This is a genomic window from Micromonospora sp. USAFONa4 (genome assembly GCF_057197825.1).
The window spans coordinates 5,571,938-5,595,733 of the sequence record NZ_CM170072.1; the positions used below are offsets into that span (position 1 = coordinate 5,571,938).

At 73.6% G+C, this 23,796-nt stretch carries 18 protein-coding genes; 9 read left to right on the plus strand and 9 right to left on the minus strand.

What is annotated here, in order from left to right:
• Nucleotides 1–541 precede the first annotated feature (541 nt).
• From AC0OO9_RS24500 to AC0OO9_RS24510, 3 genes are read right to left on the minus strand one after another with little or no spacing between them, the layout of a single operon-like run.
• A complete protein-coding gene (locus tag AC0OO9_RS24500; protein ID WP_132235856.1) occupies nucleotides 542–1,306 on the minus strand; it encodes a succinate dehydrogenase/fumarate reductase iron-sulfur subunit in 765 nt (254 codons plus the stop codon).
• Nucleotides 1,303–3,240 carry a fumarate reductase/succinate dehydrogenase flavoprotein subunit gene (locus tag AC0OO9_RS24505; RefSeq protein ID WP_151456381.1) on the minus strand — a complete coding sequence of 646 codons (1,938 nt, stop codon included), beginning with the start codon at nucleotides 3,238–3,240 and terminating at the stop codon, nucleotides 1,303–1,305. Before AC0OO9_RS24505 ends, AC0OO9_RS24500 begins: the two co-directional genes overlap by 4 nt.
• Before the next feature lies 1 nt (nucleotide 3,241).
• Nucleotides 3,242–3,931 (minus strand): succinate dehydrogenase cytochrome b subunit, encoded by a 690-nt coding sequence (locus AC0OO9_RS24510; RefSeq protein ID WP_484512673.1) that lies wholly within the window; start codon nucleotides 3,929–3,931, stop codon nucleotides 3,242–3,244.
• A 77-nt stretch (nucleotides 3,932–4,008) separates the two neighbouring features.
• Here AC0OO9_RS24510 and AC0OO9_RS24515 point away from each other — a divergent pair, with 77 nt between their 5' ends.
• Together AC0OO9_RS24515 and AC0OO9_RS24520 are read left to right on the plus strand one after the other, a co-directional pair.
• Entirely contained in the window at nucleotides 4,009–4,938 is a 930-nt protein-coding gene (locus AC0OO9_RS24515) for a LysR family transcriptional regulator (protein WP_484512675.1), read from the plus strand.
• A 133-nt stretch (nucleotides 4,939–5,071) separates the two neighbouring features.
• Nucleotides 5,072–6,412 carry an FAD-dependent oxidoreductase gene (locus tag AC0OO9_RS24520; RefSeq protein WP_484512676.1) on the plus strand — a complete coding sequence of 447 codons (1,341 nt, stop codon included), beginning with the start codon at nucleotides 5,072–5,074 and terminating at the stop codon, nucleotides 6,410–6,412.
• On the opposite strand, the gene hrpA is transcribed toward AC0OO9_RS24520, so the two are convergent.
• The gene (gene hrpA / locus AC0OO9_RS24525; RefSeq protein WP_484512678.1) at nucleotides 6,379–10,401 is read right to left on the minus strand and encodes an ATP-dependent RNA helicase HrpA; all 4,023 of its coding nucleotides are present in this window, start codon (nucleotides 10,399–10,401) and stop codon (nucleotides 6,379–6,381) included. The genes AC0OO9_RS24520 and hrpA overlap by 34 nt on opposite strands.
• 168 nt (nucleotides 10,402–10,569) lie before the next feature.
• On the opposite strand from hrpA, the gene AC0OO9_RS24530 reads away from it, so the two are divergent.
• Nucleotides 10,570–11,010 carry a cytidine/deoxycytidylate deaminase family protein gene (locus AC0OO9_RS24530; RefSeq protein WP_484512680.1) on the plus strand — a complete coding sequence of 147 codons (441 nt, stop codon included), beginning with the start codon at nucleotides 10,570–10,572 and terminating at the stop codon, nucleotides 11,008–11,010.
• A gap of 12 nt (nucleotides 11,011–11,022) precedes the next feature.
• Here the strand turns inward: AC0OO9_RS24530 and AC0OO9_RS24535 are convergent, their stop codons facing one another.
• Entirely contained in the window at nucleotides 11,023–11,382 is a 360-nt protein-coding gene (locus AC0OO9_RS24535; RefSeq protein WP_484512682.1) for a YciI family protein, read from the minus strand.
• A gap of 154 nt (nucleotides 11,383–11,536) precedes the next feature.
• Here AC0OO9_RS24535 and AC0OO9_RS24540 point away from each other — a divergent pair, with 154 nt between their 5' ends.
• Genes AC0OO9_RS24540 through AC0OO9_RS24555 form a run of 4 tightly spaced genes read left to right on the plus strand, consistent with a single transcriptional unit; the run spans nucleotide 11,537 to nucleotide 15,489 of the window.
• Nucleotides 11,537–12,583, plus strand: coding sequence for a FecCD family ABC transporter permease (locus tag AC0OO9_RS24540; RefSeq protein WP_421458125.1), 1,047 nt, complete (start codon nucleotides 11,537–11,539; stop codon nucleotides 12,581–12,583).
• Nucleotides 12,580–13,671, plus strand: a complete 1,092-nt coding sequence (locus tag AC0OO9_RS24545; RefSeq protein ID WP_484512684.1) for a FecCD family ABC transporter permease — start codon at nucleotides 12,580–12,582, stop codon at nucleotides 13,669–13,671. The genes AC0OO9_RS24540 and AC0OO9_RS24545 overlap by 4 nt, the downstream gene beginning before the upstream one ends.
• A gap of 25 nt (nucleotides 13,672–13,696) precedes the next feature.
• A complete protein-coding gene (locus AC0OO9_RS24550) occupies nucleotides 13,697–14,545 on the plus strand; it encodes an ABC transporter ATP-binding protein (protein WP_132235874.1) in 849 nt (282 codons plus the stop codon).
• Entirely contained in the window at nucleotides 14,545–15,489 is a 945-nt protein-coding gene (locus tag AC0OO9_RS24555; protein ID WP_484512686.1) for an ABC transporter substrate-binding protein, read from the plus strand. The genes AC0OO9_RS24550 and AC0OO9_RS24555 overlap by 1 nt, the downstream gene beginning before the upstream one ends.
• A 22-nt stretch (nucleotides 15,490–15,511) precedes the next feature.
• Here the strand turns inward: AC0OO9_RS24555 and AC0OO9_RS24560 are convergent, their stop codons facing one another.
• The 3 genes from AC0OO9_RS24560 to AC0OO9_RS24570 form a co-directional block, all read right to left on the minus strand.
• Nucleotides 15,512–16,603, minus strand: a complete 1,092-nt coding sequence (locus tag AC0OO9_RS24560; RefSeq protein WP_484512688.1) for a glycosyltransferase family 2 protein — start codon at nucleotides 16,601–16,603, stop codon at nucleotides 15,512–15,514.
• A gap of 45 nt (nucleotides 16,604–16,648) precedes the next feature.
• A complete protein-coding gene (locus AC0OO9_RS24565; RefSeq protein ID WP_484512690.1) occupies nucleotides 16,649–18,433 on the minus strand; it encodes a hypothetical protein in 1,785 nt (594 codons plus the stop codon).
• Nucleotides 18,434–18,574: 141 nt separating this feature from the next.
• The gene (locus AC0OO9_RS24570; RefSeq protein ID WP_132235878.1) at nucleotides 18,575–19,219 is read right to left on the minus strand and encodes a hypothetical protein; all 645 of its coding nucleotides are present in this window, start codon (nucleotides 19,217–19,219) and stop codon (nucleotides 18,575–18,577) included.
• 193 nt (nucleotides 19,220–19,412) lie between these two features.
• Here AC0OO9_RS24570 and AC0OO9_RS24575 point away from each other — a divergent pair, with 193 nt between their 5' ends.
• A complete protein-coding gene (locus AC0OO9_RS24575) occupies nucleotides 19,413–19,589 on the plus strand; it encodes a hypothetical protein (protein WP_484512692.1) in 177 nt (58 codons plus the stop codon).
• A 407-nt stretch (nucleotides 19,590–19,996) separates the two neighbouring features.
• Nucleotides 19,997–22,144 (plus strand): RNA polymerase recycling motor ATPase HelR, encoded by a 2,148-nt coding sequence (gene helR / locus AC0OO9_RS24580; protein ID WP_484518032.1) that lies wholly within the window; start codon nucleotides 19,997–19,999, stop codon nucleotides 22,142–22,144.
• Between the two features lie 60 nt (nucleotides 22,145–22,204).
• Here helR and AC0OO9_RS24585 read toward each other — a convergent pair whose 3' ends face one another.
• Nucleotides 22,205–23,575, minus strand: a complete 1,371-nt coding sequence (locus AC0OO9_RS24585; protein ID WP_484512694.1) for an MFS transporter — start codon at nucleotides 23,573–23,575, stop codon at nucleotides 22,205–22,207.
• Between the last annotated feature and the right edge of the window lie 221 nt (nucleotides 23,576–23,796).

A 23,796-nucleotide genomic window follows, 5' to 3' on the forward strand; every position in this document is an offset into this window, starting at 1 on the left:
CGCACGGTCCGCACGGCCCTCCGAGCCAGGGCGTGTCGCGTGGGCGCTGTCGAGCTGCCCCGTGGCGTGGGGCAGCGCGTCCGGTGGCGCAGGCGGTGCGTCGGTCGGGGAACTGCCCGGCGGGTTGGGCGGGCGGGAACCGGAACATGGCGGGCGTGGACCGCGACCCGCGGAGAGGTTGGCCGGCCGCTGGCGGATGGCGTCGCGGGGACCGGCGAGGGCAGGCGGACGTGGGATGCGGGGAGAGTGCGGGTGCCGTCGGAACGGGGGACGTCCGCTCACCACGTCGCGCTCGCCGCCGCTGACGCCCGGTCTCACGGACGGGGCAGCTCGACAGGGGCCGTCGAGGGACGCCACCCGGGGCGTGGCGGGGGGCCGACAGGGCGTTCACCGGCTGACGGGGTCGCTACCGGAACGCGCGCGGCGGGCCACCCGCGGGGCCGCTACCGGAAAGCGGACGGGCCGCCACACCCGCGGGGGTGCGGCGGCCCGCCCGTCCGGTCCGGTCCGGTCGGACCGGGTGTCGTCAGGCCGGGTGTCGTCAGGAGCCGGGGGTGTTGTCGCCCCGCTTCGAGGTGGCCATCAGGAAGTCGCGGTTGAGCCGGCCGATGGTGTTCAGCGGGATGCCCTTCGGGCAGACCACGGTGCACTCACCGGCGTTGGTGCAGCCGCCGAAGCCGGCCTCGTCGTGCGCGTCGACCATGCCGATGACCCGGGTGTAGCGCTCCGGCTGGCCCTGCGGCAGCAGCGAGAGCTGGGTGACCTTCGCGGCGGTGAAGAGCATGGCGGAGCCGTTCGGGCAGGCCGCCACGCAGGCGCCGCAGCCGATGCACTCCGCCGCCTCGAAGGCGGCGTCCGCGTTGGCCTTGGCGACCGGGGTCGAGTGCGCCTCGGGGGCGCTGCCGGTCGGCGCGGTGATGTAGCCGCCGGCCGCGATGATCTTGTCGAAGGCGCCCCGGTTGACCACCAGGTCCTTGATGACCGGGAAGGCCCGGGCCCGCCACGGCTCGATGTCGATCGTCTCGCCGTCGGAGAACTGCCGCATGTGCAGCTGGCAGGCGGTGGTGCCGCGCTGCGGCCCGTGCGCGTCCCCGTTGATCATCAGGCCGCACATGCCGCAGATCCCCTCGCGGCAGTCGTGGTCGAACGCCACCGGCTCCTCGCCGGCGAGGATCAGCCGCTCGTTGAGGACGTCGAGCATCTCCAGGAACGACATGTCCGGGGAGACGTCGTCGACCTTGTAGGTCACCATCCGACCCTTGTCCTCGGGGCCGGACTGGCGCCAGATGCGCAGGGTCAGGTTCACTTGTAGCTCCGCTGCGTGGGGTGGACGTATTCGAAGTTCAGGTCTTCCTTGTGCAGCACCGAGGGCTCGCCGGTGGCGGTGAACTCCCAGGCCGCCACGTACGCGAAGCGGTCGTCGTCGCGCTCGGCCTCACCGTCGGGAGTCTGGTGCTCGGCCCGGAAGTGACCGCCGCAGGACTCCTCGCGGTGCAGGGCGTCGATGCACATCAGCTCGGCCAGCTCGAAGAAGTCGGCCACCCGGCCGGCCTTCTCCAGCGACTGGTTGAGCCCCTCGCCGGTGCCCGGCACCCGGACCCGCTGCCAGAACTGCTCGCGCAGGGCACGGATCTCGTCGATCGCCTTGCGCAGCCCGGCCTCGCTGCGCTCCATGCCGCAGTGCTCCCACATGATCTGGCCCAGCTCGCGGTGGAACGAGTCGACGGTCCGGTCGCCGTCGACGGCCAGCAGCCGCTGGATCCGGTCCTCGACGTCGGCGCGGGCCTGCACGGCCGCCGGGTGCGTGGCGTCGACCTTCTCGAACGGGCCGGACGCCAGGTAGTGGGCGACGGTGTTCGGGAGCACGAAGTAGCCGTCGGCCAGGCCCTGCATCAGCGCCGAGGCGCCGAGCCGGTTCGCGCCGTGGTCGGAGAAGTTGGCCTCGCCGATCACGAACAGGCCCGGGATGGACGACTGGAGGTCGTAGTCGACCCAGAGGCCGCCCATCGTGTAGTGCACGGCGGGGTAGATGCGCATCGGCACCTCGTACGGGTCCTCGCCGGTGATCCGCTCGTACATCTCGAAGAGGTTGCCGTACTTGGCCTCGATGGCCTTGCGGCCGAGCCGGTCGATCGCGTCGGAGAAGTCGAGGTAGACGCCGAGCCCCGTCTGGCCGACGCCGCGCCCCTCGTCGCAGACGTTCTTGGCGGCGCGCGACGCGATGTCGCGGGGGACCAGGTTGCCGAAGGAGGGGTAGATCCGCTCCAGGTAGTAGTCCCGCTCGTCCTCGGGGATCTCCCGCGGGCTGCGGGTGTCGCCCTTGGTCCTGGGCACCCAGACCCGGCCGTCGTTGCGCAGCGACTCGCTCATCAGGGTCAGCTTCGACTGGTGGTCGCCGGAGACCGGGATGCAGGTCGGGTGGATCTGCGTGTAGCAGGGGTTGGCGAAGTACGCGCCCTTGCGGTGGGCCCGCCAGGTGGCGGTGACGTTGCAGCCCTTGGCGTTGGTGGAGAGGTAGAAGACGTTGCCGTAGCCCCCGGAGGCGAGCACGACGGCGTCCGCGAACTCGGTGGTGATCTCGCCGGTGACCATGTCCCGGACGACGATGCCGCGGGCCTTGCCGTCGACGACGATCAGCTCCAGCATCTCGTGCCGGGTGTTCATCTCCACGTTGCCGAGGCCGATCTGCCGCTCCAGCGCCTGGTACGCGCCGAGCAGCAGCTGCTGGCCCGTCTGGCCCCGGGCGTAGAAGGTGCGCTGCACCTGCGCGCCGCCGAAGGAGCGGGTGTCCAGCAGGCCGCCGTACTCGCGGGCGAACGGGACGCCCTGGGCGACGCACTGGTCGATGATGTTGACCGAGACCTCGGCCAGCCGGTGCACGTTGGACTCCCGGGAGCGGAAGTCGCCGCCCTTGACGGTGTCGTAGAAGAGGCGGTGCACCGAGTCGCCGTCGTTGCGGTAGTTCTTGGCGGCGTTGATGCCGCCCTGCGCGGCGATGGAGTGCGCCCGGCGCGGGCTGTCCTGGTAGCAGTAGGTCTTGACCCGGTAGCCCTGCTCGCCCAGCGTGGCGGCGGCCGAGCCGCCGGCCAGGCCGGTGCCGACCACGATCACGGTCATCTTGCGGCGGTTGGCCGGGTTGACCAGCTTGGCCTCGAAGCGGCGGCGTTCCCAGCGGGTCTCGATGGGGCCGTCGGGAGCCTTGGTGTCGGCGATCGGGTCGCCCTCGGTGTAGAGATCCATGTCAGGACACCAATCCGGTGAGTACGGCGAACGGGACCGCCAGGTAGCCGGCGCAGAGCACGACGGCGAAGCCCAGCGCCACGGCCCGGGCCCGCCGCTCGCCGCGCGGGCTCTGCTGGCCGAGGCTGCGCAGCGCGCTGAACAGGCCGTGCCGCAGGTGGAAGCCGAGGGTGACGACCGCCAGGGTGTAGAAGAGCGTGACGTACCAGCGCTCCGGGGCGAAGTCGGCCACCACGTTGGCGTACGGCCGGCTCGGGTCGCCGACCGGGTTCAGCGTGCCGGTGGTGAGGTCCAGGATGTGGTAGATCACGAAGAGCAGGATGATCACGCCGCCCCAGCGCATGGTGCGGGCCGCGTAGCTGCCCTGGACCTTCTTGCGGTGCGCGTACTGCACCGGGCGGGCGGCGCGGGCGCGCACGGCGAGGGCGGTCGCGGCCCAGATGTGGCCGAGCACCGACACCAGCAGACCGATCCGCAGGATCCACAGGAACCACACGCCGGGCAGGATCGGGGCGCCGATCTCGCGCAGCCAGTGCGCGTAGTGGTCGAACGAGGTCGCCCCCGTGAAGATCTTCAGGTTGCCGAGCATGTGCGCGATGAGGAACAGCACCAGGATGATGCCCGTCACCGCCATGACGGCCTTCAGGCCGACGCTGGAGCGGATGGGCGACCGAGTTCTCGTGACTACCACGCGATCGACGCTAGGAGCACTTGATTCAGTCGTCCAATGCATCGAACTCGCAGTCTTGATAGCTATAGGCTATGTAGATGCAGCTCCATCAGCTGAAGTACTTCGTTGCGGTGGCAGAAGTACGACATTTCACCCAAGCCGCCGACGTCGTGGGCATCACCCAGCCTTCGTTGAGTAAGCAAGTTCACGCCCTGGAGGACGGCCTCGGCGCCCCGCTGTTCGAGCGGGTAAGAGGCAACATCACGCTCACCGCGGCCGGTGAGGTGCTGCTGCCGCTGGCCAAGCGGATCCTCGCCGACGTCGACACCGCGACCCGCGAGGTGCAGGAGCTGGTCGGCCTGCGCCGTGGCCGGGTCCGGCTCGGCGCCACCCCCAGCCTCGCCACCTCGCTCGCCCCGCCCGTGCTGCGCCGCTTCCGCGACGCCCACCCCACCATCGACCTGCGGGTGGAGGAGAGCGGCTCGCAGGACCTGGTCCGCGGCCTGCTCCGCGGCGACCTCGACCTGGCACTGATCATCATGCCGGCCCAGGGCACCGACCCCGGGCTGCGCGCCGACCCCATCCTGCGGGAGAGCCTGGTGGTCGCCTCCGTCGAGGAGCTGTCCGTGGCCCCGGAGACCCGGCAGCTGCGCGTCGCGGACCTGCGCGACCAGCCGATGGTGATGTTCCGGGAGGGCTACGACCTGCGCGACGCCACCCTCCAGGCCTGCCGGGAGGCCGGCTTCGAGCCGACCATCGCCGTGGACGGCGGCGAGATGGACGCGGTGCTGAGCTTCGTCGAGGCCGGGCTGGGCGTCGCGCTGGTGCCCGGCATCGTGGTGGCCCGGCGCCCCGGCGTGCGCGTCACCCGGCTGGCTCCGCCCGGCGTCCGGCGGACCATCGCGGTCGCCCGGCGCCGCGACGTGGTGCCCACTCACGCCGGCCGGGAGCTGCGCCGGATACTGCTGGACTACGTCCGCGACGCCACCACCGGCGGGGACCTGCCGCCGGGCGTCGAGCCCCTCTGACCCCGCCGGCACGCACGCGGGCCGCGCCGGTCGCACGCCGCCGGTCCCAGGCCGCCCGGCCGCGCCTGCCGACGCCGCCAGGTGCGCACGACGGAAGACGACCGGGCCCCGCCTGCCTGCCTACGCTGCCCGCATGGCAACGGGCAGCGCCGTGGTGATCGGCGCGAGCATGGGCGGGCTGCTGACCGCCTGCGCACTCACCGAGGCGTACGAGCGGGTCACCCTCGTGGACCGTGACCTGCTGCCCGAGCAGGCGGAGAGCCGTCGGGGCGTACCGCAGGGGCGGCAGTTGCACGTCCTGCTGACCCGGGGCCGGCAGGCGTTCGAGGAGCTGCTGCCCGGGATCTCGGCGGAGCTGAGCGCGCGGGGCGTGCCCACGGTCGACCTGCACGAGCAGGTCCACTGGTACAACAACGGCCACCGGATGCGGCGCGCGCCGTCCCCGCTGTTCGCCCTCGGGGTCAGCCGGCCGCTGCTGGAGCAGGTCGTCCGGGAGCGGGTGGCCGCCCTGCCCGGGGTGCGGATCGTGGCGGGCTGCGAGGTGGCGGGGCTGACCACCACCCTCGACCGGGGACGGGTCACCGGCGTACGGCTGCGCCCCCGCGACGGGGATCCGACCACCGTCGCCGCCGACCTCGTCGTCGACGCCGGCGGCCGGGGCACCCGCAGCCCCGTGTGGCTGGCCGAGCTGGGCTACCGGCCGGCGCCGGAGGAGCGGGTCAAGGTCGGCGTCACCTACCTCACCCGCACCTACCGGCGGGAGCCGCACCACCTGGAGGGGCTGCTCGGCGCGCTCACCAACGCCGTGCCCGGCCAGCCCCGGGGCGGCATCGTCGCCGTGCAGGAGCAGGGCCGGTTCGCGGTGGCGCTCAGCGGCATGCTCGGCGAGGAGCCGCCGGCCGACGACGAGGGGATGACCGCCTTCGCCGAGACCCTCGCCGCCCCGCAGATCGCCGACCTGCTGCGTACGGCGCGGCCGGAGAGCCCACCGGCGACGATGAAGTTCCCGGCCAGCGTGCGGCGGCGCTACGAGCGGCTGCGCCGCTTCCCGGCCGGCTACCTGGTGGTGGCCGACGCTGTGTGCAGCTTCAACCCGGTCTACGGGCAGGGCATGACGGTGGCCGCGCTGGAGGCCCTGCTGCTGCGCCGACTGCTGCGGCGGCCGTCCGACCGGCTCGCCCGGCGGTTCTTCCGGGGCGCGGCCCGGCTGATCGACGGGCCGTGGTCCATCGCGGTCGGCACCGACCTGCGCTTCCCCGAGGTGCCCGGCCGCCGTTCGCCGCGGGTACGCCTGGTCAACGCGTACGTGGGCCGGCTGCACGAGGCGGCGACCCGGGACCCGGCGCTGGGCGCGGCGTTCCTGCGGGTGGTGAACCTCGTCGACCCGCCGACGCGGCTGCTCTCCCCGCCGGTGCTGTTGCGGGTGCTGCGCGGGTCGCCCTACCTGCCCTCGGCCTCGTCCATCGCCCGGTAGATCCGCTGCTCCGACACCGGGTACGGAGTGCCCAGCGCCTGGGCGAAGACGTTCACCCGCAGCTCCTCGACCATCCAGCGGATCTGCCGGACGGCCGTCGACTGCCGGCGCCCCGGCGGCAGCGCGGCGAGCATCTCCTGGTACTCCTTCTGCACCACCGCGACCCGGTCCTGCTGCTGCTTGTCGCGCTGCGGGTTGCCCGGCAGCCGGTCCAGCCGCCGCTCGATCGCGGTGAGGTAGCGCAGCAGGTCGGGCAGGCGCGCGTACCCGGTCTCGGTGACGAAGCCCTTGTGCACCAGGCCGTTCAGCTGGGCCCGGATGTCGGCCAGCGCGGCCACCACCGCCAGGTTCCGCGTGGCGCCGAGGCGCTGTTCGACCGCGTACGCGGCGGCGAGCACCCGGCGCACCCGGTCCATGATCTCGACCACGGTGTCCACCAGGTCGGCCCGGACCTTGTCCCGCAGGGCGGCGAAGCCCTCGGCGTCCCAGGCCGGGCCGCCCGCGTCGCCGATCAGCTTGTCGATGGCCGCCCCGGCCGCGTCGGAGATCAGCTCCTGCACGCCGCCGTGCGGGTTGCGGCTCAGCGCCAGCTTCGCCTCGTTGCTCAGCCGCCCCTGGAGGAACTTCGCCGGCGACGGCACGGTCAGCCGCAGCAGCCGCCGTGTGCCCGCCCAGTGCGCGGCCTCCTGCTCGGCGGGCGAGTCGAAGACCTTCACCCCGACGGTGTCGCCCTCGTCCACCAGGGCCGGGTACGCGGTCACCGCGTAGCCGGAGCGGACCTGCTCGATGGTGCGAGGCAGCGTGCCGATGCTCCACTCGCGCAGCCCGGTACGGGCCACGTCGGGCGCGGCGGCGGCCACGACCTGGCGTACCTCCGCCTTGAGCTGGCGTTGCAGGGCCGGCAGGTCCTTGCCCTCGGCGACCGGTTTGTTCTCCTCGTCGAGCACCCGGAAGCGGACCCGCAGGTGCGGCGGCAGCTTCTCCGGCTCCCACGCGTCGCGGGGCACGGTGACGCCCGTCATCCGGCGCAGCTGCCGGGTCAGCGCGTCCAGCAGCGGCTCCTCGCCGGCCGGCATCGCGGCCAGCGCCGCGCGGGCGTAGTCCGGCACCGGGACGAAGTTGCGGCGCACCGCCTTGGGCAGCGAGCGGATGAGCGCGATCACGAGTTCCTCGCGCAGCCCGGGCACCTGCCAGTCGAAGCTCTCCGCCGGCACCTGGTTGAGCAGGGGCAGCGGGATGTCGACGGTCACGCCGTCGGTGGGCGTGCCCGGCTCGAACCGGTAGGTCAGCGGCAGGGTCACCCCGTCGGCGGACCACTCGTCGGGGTAGTCGGCCTCGTCCACGCCGGTGCGGCTGGCGTTGACCAGCAGCTCCCGGGTGAAGGTGAGCAGCTCGGGCTGCTCCCGGCGGGTCTTCTTCCACCAGGCGTCGAAGTGCCGCCCGGAGACCACGTCGGCCGGGATGCGGGCGTCGTAGAAGTCGAAGACGGTCTGGTCGTCGACGAGGATGTCGCGGCGCCGGGCCCGGTGCTCCAGCTCCTCGATCTCCGCCAGCAGTCGCTGGTTGTCCCGCCAGAAGTGATGGTGGGTCTGCCAGTCGCCCTCGACGAGGGCGTGCCGGATGAACAGCTCGCGCGACAGCGCCGGGTCGATCCGGCCGAAGTTGACCTTGCGCGAGGTGACCAGCGGGACGCCGTAGAGGGTCACCTTCTCGTAGGCCATCACGGCCGCCTGCTTCTTCTCCCAGTGCGGCTCGCTGTAGCTGCGCTTGACCAGGTGCTGAGCCAGGGGCTCGACCCACTCGGGCTCCACCCGGCCGGCGACGCGGCCCCAGAGCCGGGAGGTCTCCACCAGCTCGGCCGCCATCACCCAGCGCGGCGGCTTCTTGAACAGCGCCGAGCCGGGGAAGAGCGCGAACTTGGCGCCCCGGGCGCCCAGGTACTCGTGCTTCTGCGGGTCCTTGAGCCCGACATGGGACAGCAGCCCGGCCAGCAGGGACTGGTGCACCCTCGGGGTGTCGATCTCCTCCGGCAGGTCCGCGCCGCCCCGGCGCCCGCCGCCGCCGTCGGCCGGTCGCCCACCAGCCTGTTCGGTGGTACGCCTGAGCTGGCTGACGATGTCCTGCCACTCGCGTACCCGCAGGTAGTTGAGGTATTCGGCCTTGCACATCCGGCGGAACGCGCTGGACGACAGTTCGCGCTGCTGCTCGCGCAGGTGCCGCCACAGGTTGAGCAGCGACACGAAGTCCGACTCGCGGTCGGTGAACCGGGCGTGCGCCTGGTCGGCCTGGGCCTGCCTGTCGGCGGGCCGCTCGCGCGGGTCCTGGATGGACAGCGCGGCGGCGATCACCATCACCTCGGTGGCGCAGCCGTTGCGCTCGCCCTCGACGACCATCCGGGCCAGCCGCGGATCGACGGGAAGCTGGGCCAGCCGCCGGCCCAGCGGGGTGAGCCGCTTCGCCGGGTCGGCCTCGGCCGGGTCCAGCGCGCCGAGCTCGTGCAGCAGGTTGACGCCGTCGGCGACGTTGCGCCGGTCCGGCGGGTCGATGAACGGGAACGCGGCCACGTCGCCGAGCCCGATCGAGGTCATCTGGAGGATGACCGAGGCGAGGTTGGTGCGCAGGATCTCCGGGTCGGTGAACTCCGGGCGGGACAGGAAGTCCTGCTCGTCGTAGAGGCGGATGCAGATGCCGTCCGAGGTGCGCCCGCAGCGCCCCTTGCGCTGGTTGGCCGACGCCTGCGAGACCGGCTCGATCGGCAGCCGCTGCACCTTGAGCCGGCTGCTGTAGCGGGAGATGCGGGCCGTGCCCGGGTCCACCACGTACTTGATGCCGGGCACGGTGAGCGAGGTCTCCGCCACGTTGGTCGCGAGCACCACCCGGCGCCCGCCGTGCGGGGCGAAGACCCGGTGCTGCTCGGCGGTGGAGAGCCGGGCGTAGAGCGGCAGGATCTCGGTGCCGCGCAGCGCCGGCTTCTTCTCCACCAGCTTGCCCAGCGCGTCGGCGGTGTCGCGGATCTCCCGCTCGCCGCTGAGGAAGACCAGGACGTCGCCGGGGCCCTCGGCGGCCAGTTCCTCGACGGCGTCGCCGATGGCCTGGACCTGGTCGCGGACGTTCTCCTCGTCCTCCCCGTCGTCCTCGCCCTCGGCCACCTCGACCAGCGGCCGGTAGCGCACCTCGACCGGGTACGTGCGCCCGGAGACCTCGACCACCGGCGCCGGTACGCCATCGGGCTCGTCGGCGGTGGGCGGGCCCGCGAAGTGCCGGGCGAACCGCTCGGTCTCGATGGTCGCCGAGGTGATGATCACCTTGAGGTCGGGGCGGCGGGGGAGGAGCTGCCGGAGGTAGCCGAGGATGAAGTCGATGTTGAGGCTGCGCTCGTGCGCCTCGTCGATGATCAGCGTGTCGTACTGGCGCAGCATCCGGTCGGTCTGCAACTCGGCGAGCAGGATGCCGTCGGTCATCAGCTTGACCAGGCTGCGGTCGCTCACCTGGTCGCTGAAGCGCACCTTGTAGCCGACCACGTCGCCCAGCTCGGTGCCGAGCTCCTCGGCGATCCGGTCCGCCACCGTACGCGCGGCCAGCCGGCGCGGCTGGGTGTGCCCGATCAGCCCGGTGATCCCGCGCCCCAGCTCCAGGCAGATCTTCGGCAGCTGGGTGGTCTTGCCGGAGCCGGTCTCGCCGGCCACGATCACCACCTGGTGGTCGCGGATCGCGGCGGCGATGTCGTCCTTGCGCTCGCTGACCGGCAGCTGGGCCGGATAGGTGACCACCGGCACGGCGGCCCGCCGCCCCGCCAGCACCGCCTCGGCCCGCGCCACGTCGGCGGCGATCTCGTCGAGCGCCGACTCCCGGCGCTGCGGGTCGCGCAGCCGGCGCACCCCGTCCAGGCGCCGTTGCAGGCGGCGCTGGTCGCGGAACATCAGGGGACGGAGGCGGCGGTGCAGCTCGCGGACGGGGTCGGTCGCGGCGGGTGCGGCTGGATTCTGCATGTCGTCGCCAAGGATAGGCAGCCGACGGCCGGACCGCCCCCGGGTTACCGCCGCCCCGCCCCGGGCCGCCCGCGCGCACGCCCGTCGGCGGCGCCCGTCAGGGCAAGCGCGGCGGTGCCGCCTCGGACTAGAGTGGGGCGTCGAGCGACCTTGGCCACGGGGGACTGGATGACGATGCGGGACACCGACCGGGCCCTGGTGCAGGCCGCCACGGCGGTCGCCAAGCTGCGCTGCCGCAGCGACAACCACACGGTCGCCGCCGCCGCGCGGACCACCGACGGCCGGGTCTTCACCGGGGTCAACGTCTACCACTTCACCGGTGGGCCCTGCGCCGAGGTGGTCGCGGTCGGCGCCGCCGCCACCCAGGGCGTCACCGAGCTGGAGACGATCGTCGCGGTGGGCGACCGGGGGCGCGGGGTGATCCCGCCCTGCGGGCGCTGCCGGCAGGTGCTGCGCGACTACTTCCCCACCGTCCGGGTCATCGTCGGGCCGATGGACGCGCTGCGCGTGTTGCACGTCGCCGAGCTGCTGCCGGAGACGTACGTCTGGGCCGACCAGCAGCTCGACGGGCCCGCCGGCCCGCTCCCCGCGCCGCGACCGGCCGACTGACCTCCCGGGCCGTCAGTCGCCGGCGGCGGCCGCCAGGATCGACCGGGGCAGCGGCACGCTCTCGAACCGCACGATGCCCTCCGGCACCATCCAGCTCATCACCTGCACGCCCAGCCGCCCGGCCCGCACGGCCGGGTCGTTGTGGTAAAGCTCTCGGGCCTCCTGCGGGGAGACGGAGAGCACGACGAACCCACGCAGCCGCTCGTCGTCGGCGTCGACGAAGGGCCCCGCGGCCAGGACGAGCCCCTGTTCCACCAGCCCCGCGTGGTGGGCCAGGTGGGCGTCCTGCAACCGGTCGGCCGCGTCCAGCGGTAGCTGCGGCGCGTCCGTCGGCCGGCTCAGGAGCACCACGGTGTGCTGGTCGAATCGCATGCTGACAACCCTAGGGCGGCCGGGGCCGCCGCCCGACCGGATCCGGCGCTGTCCGCCCTGCTCAGCGCCGCCCGGATCGACGACGGCGAGTTAGGCCCGGCCAGGGCGTTCCGCTACGGTAAGGCGACCCTAAGCCCGAACGTGCAGGAGCCTCGTGACCACCCTCGCCACCCGACCGGCGCCTGCCGGCACCCGGCCCCGGGCGCGTGGGGGTCGTCGGCTCGCGGTCACTGTCGCCGCCGCGCTGGTGCTGCTGCTGGCCGTGCTGGCGAGCTTCGCGCTCGGCAGCCGGGCGCTGGCCGTCGACGAGGTGTGGCGCGCGCTGGTCGCCCCGGACGGCGGCGAGGCCGCCACGATCGTGCGGGAACTGCGGATGCCACGCACCGCGCTGGGCCTCGCCGTCGGGCTGGCGCTCGCCGTCGCCGGTGTCCTCTTCCAGGCCCTCACCCGCAACCCGCTGGCCGAACCGCGGATCCTCGGCATCAGCGCCGGCGCCTCGTTCGGCGTGGTGCTGGCCATCTCCGTCTTCGGCGTGGGCACCCTCGCCGGGTACGTCTGGTTCGGCATCGCCGGTGCGCTCGGGGCCGGCGTGCTTGTCTTCGCCGTCGCGGCCAAGGCCCGCGAGGGCGCCAGCCCGGTCACCCTCGCGCTGGTCGGCGCGGCCCTCGATGCCAGTCTCGCCTCCGTGGTGTACGCGCTGCTCAGCATGGACGCCCGCACCTTCGAGGAGTACCGCTTCTGGGTGGTCGGCGGGCTGACCGGCCGGGACCTCACGGTGGCCGCCCAGGTGGTGCCGTTCGTGCTCGCCGGGCTGGTCCTGGCCGCCCTCGTCGCGCGGGGCCTGGACGCGCTCGCCCTCGGCGACGACGTGGCCCGGGGCCTCGGGCACCGGATCGGGCTGGTCCGAATCGGCGGCGGCGTCGCCGCGGTGCTGCTCACCGGGGCGGCCGTGGCCGCCGCCGGGCCGATCGCGTTCGTGGGGCTCGCGGTGCCGCACCTGGCCCGCGCCCTGGTCGGCGCCGACCACCGCTGGACCCTCGCGGTCTCGGCGCTGCTCGGGCCCGCGCTGCTGCTCGGCGCCGACGTCGTCGGGCGGCTCGTCGCGCCGCCCGGGGAGGTGCCCGCGGGCATCGTCACCGCGCTGATCGGCGCCCCGCTGCTGGCCTTCCTGGTCCGCCGCGCGAAGGTCGTGACGGCGTGAGCGCCCCCGCCGCCCCCGCCGCCGGGCGGCCGGCGGGCCGTCCCCGGGTGGGCGTCACCGCGCTGCCGGGGCGGTCGCTCGTGCGGGTCGGCCCAGTCAGCGTGCAGGTCCGCCGCCGCTCCGTGCTGGTCGCCGCCGCGCTGGTCGTGCTGCTGCTCGCCGCAGGGGTGCTCAGCCTCTCCCTGGGCACCCCGTACGTCGCCCCGGCCGACGTGCTGCGCGCCCTCTCCGGCGCCGGCACCCCGTACGACCTGGTGGTCCTCGACCTGCGACTGCCCCGGCTGGTGCTGGCCGCGGTGGCCGGCGCGGCCTTCGGGGTGGCCGGCACGCTGATCCAGAGCGTGGCCCGCAACCCGCTCGCCAGCCCCGACGTCGTCGGCATCACCCAGGGCGCCGGTCTCGCCGCGACGGTGGCCCTGACGACCGGCGCCGCGGCGGTGCTCGTGGCCCCGGCGGCGCTGCTCGGCGGGCTGGTCGCCGCCGCGCTGCTGTTCCTCCTCGGCGCCCGGCACGGGCTGGCCGCCCAGCGGTTCGTGCTCGCCGGCGTGGCGGTCGCCTTCGCGCTGCGGGCCCTGACCGAGGTGGTCCTGCTCACCGCCGACCCGATCGACGGGCTGCGCGCGCAGATCTGGCTGATCGGCACGCTCGCCGGCAAGGGCTGGAACGAGAGCCTGTGGATCGCCCTCACCCTGGCCGCGCTCCTGCCGGTACTGGCCTGGGCCGGCTGGGCGCTGAACAGCACCGCCCTGGACGACGACACCGCCCGGGGGATCGGCCTGCGCCCGGTGGCCCGCCGGGTCGGCCTCGCCGGCACCGGGGTGCTGGCCGCCGCGATGGTCACCGCGCAGGTGGGCGCGGTGGACTTCGTGGCCCTCGTCGCCCCGCAGCTGGCCCGGCGGCTGGTCCGCGCCGAGCGCCCGCCGCTGCTCTGCGCCGCGTTGCTCGGGGCCCTGCTGCTGGTGCTCGCCGACCTGGGTGGCCGGCGGCTGTTCGCCCCCACCCAGCTGCCCGCCGGGGTGCTGACCGCCGCCATCGGTGGCCCGTACCTGATCTTCCTGCTGCTCCGTGGCCGGCGGCGGTCCTCGTGATGTCCCACCCTGGCAAGGAGGCGTGATGCTCTCCACCCGCGACCTGGTCGCCGGCTACGACGAGCGGACCGTGCTGGACGGGCTCGACCTGGAGCTGCCCGGCGACGCGTTCACGGTGATCGTCGGGCCGAACGCCTGCGGCAAGTCCACCCTGCTGCGCACCATCGCCCGCCTGCTCACGCCCCGGCGCGGCGCCGTGCTGCTGGACGGCACCGCCATCCGGGACCTGCCGACCCGCGAGGTCGCCCGCCGCCTCGGCGTGCTGCCGCAGAGCCCGCTGGTGCCCGAGGGGGTGACCGTCGCCGACCTGGTCGGCCGGGGCCGGCAGCCGTACCAGCGGTGGTGGCGGCAGTGGTCGGAGTCCGACGGGGCCGCCGTCGACCGGGCCATGGCGCTCGCCGACGTGACGGCGCTCGCGGACCGGCCGGTCGACACCCTCTCCGGGGGCCAGCGGCAGCGGGTCTGGATCGCCATGACCCTCGCCCAGGACACCGAGGCGCTGCTGCTGGACGAGCCCACCACCTTCCTCGACCTCGCCCACCAGGTGGAGGTGCTGGACCTGCTGCACCGGCTGCGCGTCGAGCGGGGCCGGACGGTCGTCGCCGTACTGCACGACCTCAACCAGGCCGCCCGGTACGCCGACCACCTGATCGCCATGCGCTCCGGTGCCGTGGTGGCCGCCGGGCCGCCCCGGGAGATCCTCACCGCCGACCTGGTCCGGGACGTGTTCGGCCTCGACTGCGTGGTCGTGCCCTGCCCGGTGACCGGGGCGCCCCTGGTGGTGCCCGCGCTCACCAGTCCCTCCCTGACCCGCCTGCCCGCCGGGAACGCGGCGACGCCGCTGACCGGCTCGCACCCTTCGAAAGGAATCTGATGCGTCGTCTCGCCGCCGCCCTCACCGCGGCGCTGGCCCTCGGCGTCGGTCTCACCGCCTGCGGTGAGAGCGACCCGGTTGCCGACACCACCACCGGACAGACCCGGGAGATCGTCCACGCCATGGGCACCACCAAGGTGCCGGTGGAACCGAAGCGTGTCGTCGTGCTCGACACAGACAAGATCGACACAGCCCTGACACTCGGCGTCACACCGGTCGGCGCCGCCACCGCCGGCGAGGCGAAGAGCTGGCCGACCTACTTCGGCGAGGAGAAGCTCGCCGGCATCAAGGAGGTCGGGGTGCTCACCGAACCCGACCTGGAGGCCATCAACGCCCTCAAGCCGGACCTGATCCTGGGCAGCAAGTTCCGCCAGGAGAAGTTCTACGACGAGCTGGCCGCCATCGCGCCGACCGTCTTCACCGAGAAGGTCGGCATCACCTGGAAGGAGAACTTCCTCTTCGACGGTGCGGCGCTCGGCAAGGAGCAGCAGGCCAAGGACCTGCTGGCCGCGTACGAGACGCGGGCCAGGGAGTTCGGCGGCAAGCTCGGCGACGCCGCCGAGCGCAAGGTCTCCATCGTCCGCTTCATGCCGACAGAGATCCGGGTGTACGGGCCGGACTCGTTCTCCGGCATCGTCATCGGCGACACCGGCCTGGGCCGCCCCGAGCGCCAGCAGCTCACCGGCAAGGAGGACCGGCGGATGGACCGGGTCAGCCCGGAGCGGATCGGCGAGGTCGACGGCGACGTCATCTTCGTCACCGCGTACGGCGAGAAGGCCGCCGCCGAGCAGGCCAAGGTCACCGGCGGGACGCTCTGGAAGGGGCTGTCGGCGGTCAAGGCCGGCAAGTCGCACGTCGTCTCCGACGAGATCTGGATGACGGGCATCGGCATCGGCGCCGCCAACAAGATCCTCGACGATCTGGCGAAGTACCTCACCGCCTGACCCGTGTCGCGCGCGGCAGCCGCTACGGCTGCCGCGCGTCACCCGTCACGGACTCGCCGGCGGCGCGCCGCAGCGAGCGGTACCGGGAGAGGTCCTCGCGGGCCGGCCCGCCCTGCCGGACCCGCTCGGCCGGGTGCACCGCCGGCTGGTCCGGCACCCGGGGCGTCTCCCCGTGCTGCGTGACCAGGTCCTCGGTCTCCTGGACCAGGTAGTGCGGCCGGCGCTTGGTCTCGTAGTAGATCCGGCCGATGTACTCCCCGATCACGCCCAGGATCGTCATCTGGATGCCGCCGAGACCGATCACGCTGACGATGATGGTGGTGTAGCCGGGAACGTCGATTCCCTTGCTGACGGCGTCGGCGACCACCCAGGCCATGTAGACCACCGCGATCAGGGTGAGGAACAGGCCGCCGTAGATCGCCAGCCGCAGCGGCCGGTTGTTGAACGACAGCAGCCCGTCGAACGCGTAGTTGAACAGCTTGCCGAACGTCCACCTGCTCCGGCCCGCCTGCCGGGTCTCGTTGCGGTGCGCGACCACCACCGTCCGGAAGCCGATCCAGGAGAAGAGCCCCTTGGAGAAGCGGTTGTACTCCGGCATCGCCAGCACCGCGTCCACCGCCAGCCGGGACAGCAGCCGGAAGTCGCCCGCCCCGTCCAGCAGCCGCACGTCGATCCACCAGTTGACCACCCGGTAGAAGGACCGCGAGGCCAGCATCCGGACGAGGCGGTCACCGCGCCGGTCCCGGCGCGCGATGACCTGGTCGAAACCCTGCCGGTACAACGCCACCATGTCGGGCAGCAGCCGTGGCGGGTGCTGGAGGTCGGCGTCCATGATGACCACCGCGTCCCCGGTGGCCCGCTCCAGCCCGGCCAGCATCGCCGCCTCCTTGCCGAAGTTGCGGCTCAGCGACGTGTAGCGGACGGCGGGATCGGCGGCGGCGAGCCGACGCAGCGCCACGAGGGTGCCGTCGGAGCTGCCGTCGTCGACGTAGACCACCTCGATCTCGACGTCGGTCAGCTCCGCGACCGCGGCGGTCACCGCCGTGTGCAGGCGCTCCACCGAGGCCTCCTCGTTGAAGCAGGGCACCACCAGCGACAGGCGCACCTGCGTCACCCCGCCCGGCCGGCGCCCGAGGACGCCCGCCCCGCGTCGCCCCGCTCAGAGGCGGTAGACCAGCACACCATCGATCTCCTCCCGGGTGATGCCGAGCCCGTCGATCGGCCGGTCCGCGATGCCCTCCCAGGGCGTCCCGGCGGTCCAGCCCGGCAGGGCCACCACGGACCGCACCCCGATTCCCCGCAGGTACGTCACGCTGCCCGCATCGGGGAAGGTGGCCGTCGCGACCCGGGTCTGCGCCTGGGTGACCGGCTCGAACCCGCCCAGCCCGTTCGTGACCCGGGGGAACCCGTCCGTCGTCCACAACATGAAGATCAGGTCGACCGCGCCGCCGGCGGGCAGCACCAGCATCGGCTCCGCCGCCGTACGCATCGCGGCCGGCGGCGTCGGCACCACCGGATGTGGCGTCCGGTTGACCCCCTCCAGCCCGACCAGGGCCAGCGGCACCAGCAGGAGCACCGGTGCCAGGAGCCTGGCCCAACCCCGGGACGACCAGCGCCGCACCGCCGTGGCGAACACCGTCACCGTGCCCGCCGCCAGCACCGCCAGCAGCAGGCTCGTCCAGTGCATCATCCGGCCCGGCGTCCGCAGCGCGTCCCAGCCCGGCAGGTGCTTCGACAGCGTCAGGTAGCCCGGATCGCCGTCGCCGCCGAGGGTGACGCCCAGCCCCAGCAGCACCGTGCCGAGCACGCCGAGCGCCAACGCGACCCGGCGCCGGGCCGGATAGACCGAGACGAACAGCCCCGCCGCGGCCAACGCGAGCAGGACCATCCCGGGCAGCAGCGCCATCTCCGGCGGCCAGGACAGCTGTTCCCGCGCCGCCGCGTGCCGCTCGCCCCACCACCACGAGTCCGCCGGGGCGGTGACGAAGCCGATCAGCGGCGGCGAGAACATCTCCGTCCAGGCCAACGACCGTTCGGCCTGCGGGTTGAGGTCGACGACCTTCAGGTAGACCAGGCCCAGCAGGAGCGTCACCGCGCCGAAGACGGCGCCACCGGCCACGTCGGCGACCAGCAGCCGCCGGCCGAACGCGGGTCGTCGCCCGCGCCGCCACCATGACCAGCCGTAGCCGCCCGCCCCGACCAGCACCGCGGCCAGCAGGAAGTAGACCAGTGGCAGCCCGATGCCGAAGCCCAGGCTGATCTGCCAGGCGGCGACGAGCCACCCCGCGAAGGCCCAGCCCGGTCGCCGCCGCTCCGGCCGGTAGCCGTGCCGCAGCGACCAGCCGTGGCCGCGCGCCAGCATCGCCAGGCACAGCGCGATCCCGCCGCTGGACAGGATGTTCAGGTGGCCGGAGTGCGCCAGCCGCCAGGGCGCGTACGCCCACGCGATCCCGGCGACCGCCCCGCCCAGCCGGCCCGCCCCGAGCTGCCGGGCCAGCGCGTACGCCCCGATGAAGGCCAACGCGTGCACCAGCACGTACATCACGTTGTAGCGGACCAGGGCGGCCTCGAAGCCCGAGCCGAGCATCCCGAACGGGGCGTAGCCGAGCAGGGTGTCGCTGTAGGCGTACGTGTAGCTCTCGGGGAAGAACGTGTTCGAGTGCCAGAGACCGGCCGGGTTGTTGAGCACGGCGTGCCCGGCCCAGGCCATCTGCCACGCCTGCAACGTGGGGTCGCCGATGTCGCCGGGGATGGTGCTCGCCGGATGTCGCATCGTCGGCCAGGTCAGCACCACCGCCAGCAGCAGCCCGCCGAGCACCGCCAGCGTCCATTCGTGGCGCAGCCAGCCCCACCGGTCCCGTCGGCCGGGGTCCCCGGGGTCGGGGACCTGGTCGTGGTCGGCGTTTTCGGCGGACGGTCGGGCGTCCGTGGACCCGGTGGTCATGAAGATAGATGATTCACGATGGTGGCCGCCGTGTCGATCCGCCGCCCGGGATATGGGCTTCCGGGCGGGTTGGCCGACCCGCCCGGCCCGGCCACGTCGGCCGGACCGGGCGAGCGGGATCGGGTGGGTGGTGGGCAGGGGTCAGGCGGCGGTGGCCCAGATGGCCCGGAAGGCCGCCGCCTCGCCGGCCAGCCAGCGCTCGATCTGCTCCGGGCGGGCGTCGGCGGGCATGCGGTGGGCCTCGCCACGGCGGACGTCGACCAGGACCGGCTCGGCGTGCGGGAGCACCGCGTCCATGTGCCGGGCCATCAGGTGCAGGGTGGCGAGCGTCGCCTCCTCGCTGGGCGGCGCCTCGTCGAAGTGCAGTCGGACGGCCTCGACGCGACCGTCGGCGTGCCGTACGCCGAACTGGGGGTTGACCTTGACGGGCAGGTCGCCCAGCATCGCGAGCGCGTCGCGGGTCTGGGCGAGGTCGACGGCCCTCGGCTCGCCGAGGGAGCGCAGCCAGGTCGTCGCGCCGGGGACGAGGGCCTGGTAGAGCGGTCGCCAGCGGGGCTTGACCACGTCGACCACCTGGTCGAGGTGGGTGCCGCCGGTGTGGAAGGCGATGTCGGCCTTGAGCGCCTTGACGAACTGGCCGTGCGGGTTGAAGCCGGAGCGGCTGGCCCGCTGCTTGCGCAGGCCCCCGACGAAGGTGGCCTTGGTCGGGCCGGTGCGGTCGACGTAGCGGGTGAAGCCGAGCAGGGTGGCGTAGGGGGTGGGTGGGGCGGAGGCGGGCGTGGTCACGGGCGTCCTCCCAGGTCAGGACCTCGATTAGTACACACATTCTAATCGACGGGTGTGACATCTCCCAGGGTTCGCGGGGACTCTCTCGCGCGGTCCGCCGGCGGCCGACCGGCACCGGTCACCGAGGCGCGGGGGAGCGCGGGACACGCGGGAAGGTGGGGTGCCGTGGGCCGGTGCTGACGAGTTCAGCAGGTTGCTCGACTCCGCGGAGCTGTACCTGACGCAGGGCCAGCGAGCCGTTCGGGCGCTGTGGTCGGAGCACGGCCGGGTGGACGCGGTGACGTTCGACGAGATCACCGGCCTTCTGCTGCGCTGCCGGGACCGGCTGCGGGAACTCCTCGACGACGTGGTCCGCGTACCCAGCGCGTAGCAGCCGCGCGAGGGCGGGCCCGACGCGCAGGCGGGAGATCCGCGCCGACGGCCCGCGCCGAGGCGCGCCCCGCTGCCGCCTTGTGCGGCGCCCGCCTTGTGCGGCGCCGATTCCGAAAGGTTTTCCGCGCCCCGGAAAGAAACAAAGGGAAAGGGAGTGTGTTCACCCCTTTCCCTTCTCAAGGTATATCGCACCCGGGGGCTTGCGGCAAGACCCGGTCCGTGCCGCAGAATCACCCGGCCGAGGCCGCGAGCTGCGGAAACGGGGCCAGCGTAAGCGTGGGCCGCCGTCTATGTACGGCCAAATGGAAACGTCGAGCCGATGGCCGGACGCCCGGTGCGCGCGTGCGGCGCACGGCATCGCGGGCCAGGAGCCGGAACGAGAGTGGAGTTGCCGACGTGGATCGCCTGACGACCAGCGTGTTCGACCTTCCCGACCACCTCGCCGCCAAGGCCGACCCGACGCTGATCGCCGCCGACGAGCAGCACTTCGCGGCCGTCGCCGGGAGCATCGAGCGGACGGGCACCGAGTTGTCCGACCGCCTCGACGCCGAGCGCCGGGCTCCCGGCGGCAAGGGCCGGCAGGCGGTGGACCGGGACATGGAGGTCCGCCGCCTGGCCGCCCGCCTGCGCACACTGCGCCGCTTCGGCGTGGACCTCTGCCTCGGCCGCATGGTCGGCGCCGACGATCCCGCGCCCGTGTACGTCGGTCGGCGCGGCCTCACCGACGGCGCGGGCGGGCGGCTGCTGCTCGACTGGCGGTCTCCCGCGGCCGAGCCGTTCTTCGCGGCGACCCACGCCAACCCGATGGGCCTGGCGAGCCGCCGCAGGTACCGCTGGACGCGCGGCCGGATCACCGACTACTGGGACGAGGTGTTCACCCCGGACGCCCTCGAGGGCCACGCCGCCGCGCTCGACGACCAGTCCGCCTTCATCGCCAGCCTGGGCGCCAGCCGGTCGCCGCGGATGCGCGACGTGCTCGGCACGATCCAGGCCGACCAGGACGCCATCATCCGCGCGGGGTCGGGCGGGGCGCTCGTCGTGGACGGGGGGCCCGGCACCGGCAAGACCGTCGTCGCGCTGCACCGCACCGCGTACCTGCTCTACGCCGACCCGCGCCTCGGTCACCGCCGGGGCGGGGTGCTGTTCGTCGGGCCGCACCAGCCCTACCTGGCGTACGTCTCCGACGTGCTGCCCAGCCTGGGGGAGGAGGAGGTGCAGACCTGTACCCTGCGCGACCTCGTGCCCGAGGGGGCCTCGGCGGGCGTCGAGACCGACCCGGAGGTGGCCCGCCTGAAGTCGTCGGCGGAGATGGTGAAGGCGATCGAGTCGGCCGTCAGGTTCTACGAGGAGCCGCCGAGCGCACCGATGACGGTCAGCACGGACGAGGCCGACATCCGGCTGCGCGCCGCCGACTGGGCCGAGGCGTTCGAGGCACCGGGGCCCGGCACGCCCCACAACGAGGCGCGCGACGAGGTCTGGGAGGAGCTGCTCACGATCCTGGTGGAGAAGTACGACGGCGACGAGCCCGACGACGTGGTCCGCGCCTCGCTGCTGCGCAACCGGGAGCTGCGTACGGCGTTCAACCGCGCCTGGCCGCTGATCGGGGCGACCGACCTCGTCGGCGACCTGTGGTCGGTGCCCGCCTACCTGCGCCGGTGCGCTCCCTGGCTGAGCCCGGACGAGGTCCGCGCCCTCCAACGCCACGACGCCGGGGCGTGGACGGTGTCCGACCTGCCGCTGCTGGACGCGGCACGGCAGCGGCTCGGCGACGCGGAGGCGTCCGGGCGCAGGCGCCGGCAGGAGGCCGTCGTCGCCGTCGAACGCGCGCGCATGGCCGCCGTCGTCGACGACCTGATCGAGGCCGACGCCTACGACGACGGCGAGGGCGTGCTGTCGAGCCTGCGCCAGCTGGACCTCCAGGACGCCCTGGTCGACGAGACCGCCCTGCCCCACGCGGAGCCGGACCTGCTCGCCGGACCGTTCGCCCACATCGTGGTGGACGAGGCTCAGGAGCTGACCGACGCCGAGTGGCAGATGCTGCTGCTGCGCTGCCCGTCGGGGAGCTTCACCATCGTCGGGGACCGCGCCCAGGCCCGCCGCGGGTTCACCGAGTCGTGGCGGGAACGGCTGGAGCGTGTCGGGCTCGACCGGATCACCGTGACCTCCCTGACCGTCAACTACCGGACGCCGGAGGAGGTCATGGCGGAGGCCGAGCCCGTCATCCGGGCCGTGCTCCCCGACGCCAACGTGCCGACCTCCATCCGCGGCGGCGGCGCCCCCGTCGTACGCGGATCCGCCGCCGATCGGGACGCGGTCCTTGACGCCTGGCTCGCCGCCCACGCCGAGGGGACCGCCTGCGTCATCGGCGACCCCACGTTCCGGGCGACGTCGCGCGTCCGGTCGCTGACCCCGGAGCTGGCGAAGGGGCTGGAGTTCGACCTGGTCGTCCTCGTCGACCCGGAGGCGTTCGGCACCGGCGTCGCCGGCGCGGTGGACCGCTACGTCGCGATGACCCGGGCGACCCGCCAGCTCGTCGTCCTCACCACCTCCTGACGACGCGCCCGCCGCGCGTCCCGGCAGGCGGCGGGCGCCGGGACGCGCGGCGTCAGAGGCTCACGCCGCCGGGGACCCGGCATCCCGTCGTCGCAGGAGCAGACCGACGCCGACGGCGGAGACCGCGCCGAAGCAGCCGAGCGCCGTCGCGACGACGCGCAGCGCGGCGGTGAAGCCGTCGCCGGCGAGGTGCCCGCCGCTGACGATGGCGAGGGTGGAGCCGACGAGCGCGAGCGCGACCGTCTCGGTGACGAGCCGGCCGGTGTTGAACAGCCCGGCCACCGTGCCGGCCTGTCGGACGGGCGCGCTGGAGATGGCGAGTCCGTCGATCACGCCCGTGGTGATGCCGACACCGGCCCCGATCAGCAGCAGCGGGAGCAGGAGGGAACCCGGTGTGCTGTCGGGCCCGACGGTGGTCAGGGTGAACATGCCCGCCGTGCCGAGGGCGACCGCCCCGACTGACAGCAGGCGGGGCGAGCGACGCGCGACCGCCGCTCCGACCGGGGGCAGGACGACCGAGGGCAGGGTGAGCATGAGCATCCACAGCCCGGCTCGCCCGGCGTCGAGGCCGGCGACGTCGATGAGGTAGGAGGGCAGGTAGACCAGAAGTGGAACGAGCAGTCCCATCATGGTCGCGGCGACCAGCGAGTACCCGACGAAGCGCTGGTCGCGCAGGAGGCCGAGGTCGAACATCGGGTCGATGCGGCGCTTCTCGACCCGTACGAACGCGATCCCGCAGATCACGAGGGCGACAAGCGCGGCGACCACCGACGGATGCGCGGCACCCAGGGCGGGTGCCTCGACGAAGGCCCAGATGAGGAGCGCGAGCGCGGCGGTGAACAGCGTGCCGCCGGCCCAGTCGATCCTCCTTCTCGCGCCGGGCAGGGCGGGCAGGAAGGGGCACACCAGCAGCACGACTCCCGCCAGCGCGGCGGGGACCGCGAAGACGGCCCGCCACCCGAGCGCGTCCACCAGCAGGCCGGAGATCGTGGGCCCGAACGCGAGGCCGACGCCGAGGACCGCGCCGAGCGCGCCGAACACCCGGGTCCGGGCCGGTCCGCCGAAGGTCGCCGCCAGGATCGACTGACCGGTCGCCGTCGCCGCTGCCGCCCCCGTCCCGGCGAGGACGCGTGCGAGGTTGAGGACCGTGGCGTCCCGGGCCAGCACGCACAGCACGCTGCCGGCGAAGAAGACCGCGACCCCGGCCGTGAAGAGGCGGCGCTTGCCGAGCAGGTCCGCGAGCGAGCCGCCGAAGGCCAGGAACGCCGCGAAGCAGAGGTTGTAGCCGTTGACGACCCACTGTGCCGTCGTGAGCGACGTGTCGAGATCGTGCTGGATGCCCGGAAGCGCGACGGACGCCCCGGTGATGGTCAGCGGGAACGACAGCGACGACAACAGCACCGCGGTCAGGGTGAGGGCGCGCGCGTTCACCGCGACCACCGACCCGGGACGACGACGATCAGGAGGAGACGGAAGCGGGGGGCGTCACAGGGGACGGGACAGGTGGATGCAGAACTGTGCACGAAAGGCTCCGGACATCGCATGCGGAGCCGGGCAGCTCGGACGGCCACACCGGCGAAGGGTCGCTGATGCGGCGGAGCGGAAACGCAGAGCGTTCGGCAGTCTGGGGTTTCGCGCCGCCGCTAGGGGCG

What these genes read in the sequence shown, in the direction of transcription:
- AC0OO9_RS24505 (WP_151456381.1), bottom strand. Translation starts at nt 3,240, where the DNA reads ATGGATCTCTACACCGAGGGCGACCCGATCGCCGACACCAAGGCTCCC.
- AC0OO9_RS24515 (WP_484512675.1), top strand. Translation starts at nt 4,009, where the DNA reads ATGCAGCTCCATCAGCTGAAGTACTTCGTTGCGGTGGCAGAAGTACGA.
- AC0OO9_RS24520 (WP_484512676.1), top strand. Translation starts at nt 5,072, where the DNA reads ATGGCAACGGGCAGCGCCGTGGTGATCGGCGCGAGCATGGGCGGGCTG.
- hrpA (WP_484512678.1), bottom strand. Translation starts at nt 10,401, where the DNA reads ATGCAGAATCCAGCCGCACCCGCCGCGACCGACCCCGTCCGCGAGCTG.
- AC0OO9_RS24530 (WP_484512680.1), top strand. Translation starts at nt 10,570, where the DNA reads ATGACGATGCGGGACACCGACCGGGCCCTGGTGCAGGCCGCCACGGCG.
- AC0OO9_RS24535 (WP_484512682.1), bottom strand. Translation starts at nt 11,382, where the DNA reads ATGCGATTCGACCAGCACACCGTGGTGCTCCTGAGCCGGCCGACGGAC.
- AC0OO9_RS24550 (WP_132235874.1), top strand. Translation starts at nt 13,697, where the DNA reads ATGCTCTCCACCCGCGACCTGGTCGCCGGCTACGACGAGCGGACCGTG.
- AC0OO9_RS24555 (WP_484512686.1), top strand. Translation starts at nt 14,545, where the DNA reads ATGCGTCGTCTCGCCGCCGCCCTCACCGCGGCGCTGGCCCTCGGCGTC.
- AC0OO9_RS24565 (WP_484512690.1), bottom strand. Translation starts at nt 18,433, where the DNA reads ATGACCACCGGGTCCACGGACGCCCGACCGTCCGCCGAAAACGCCGAC.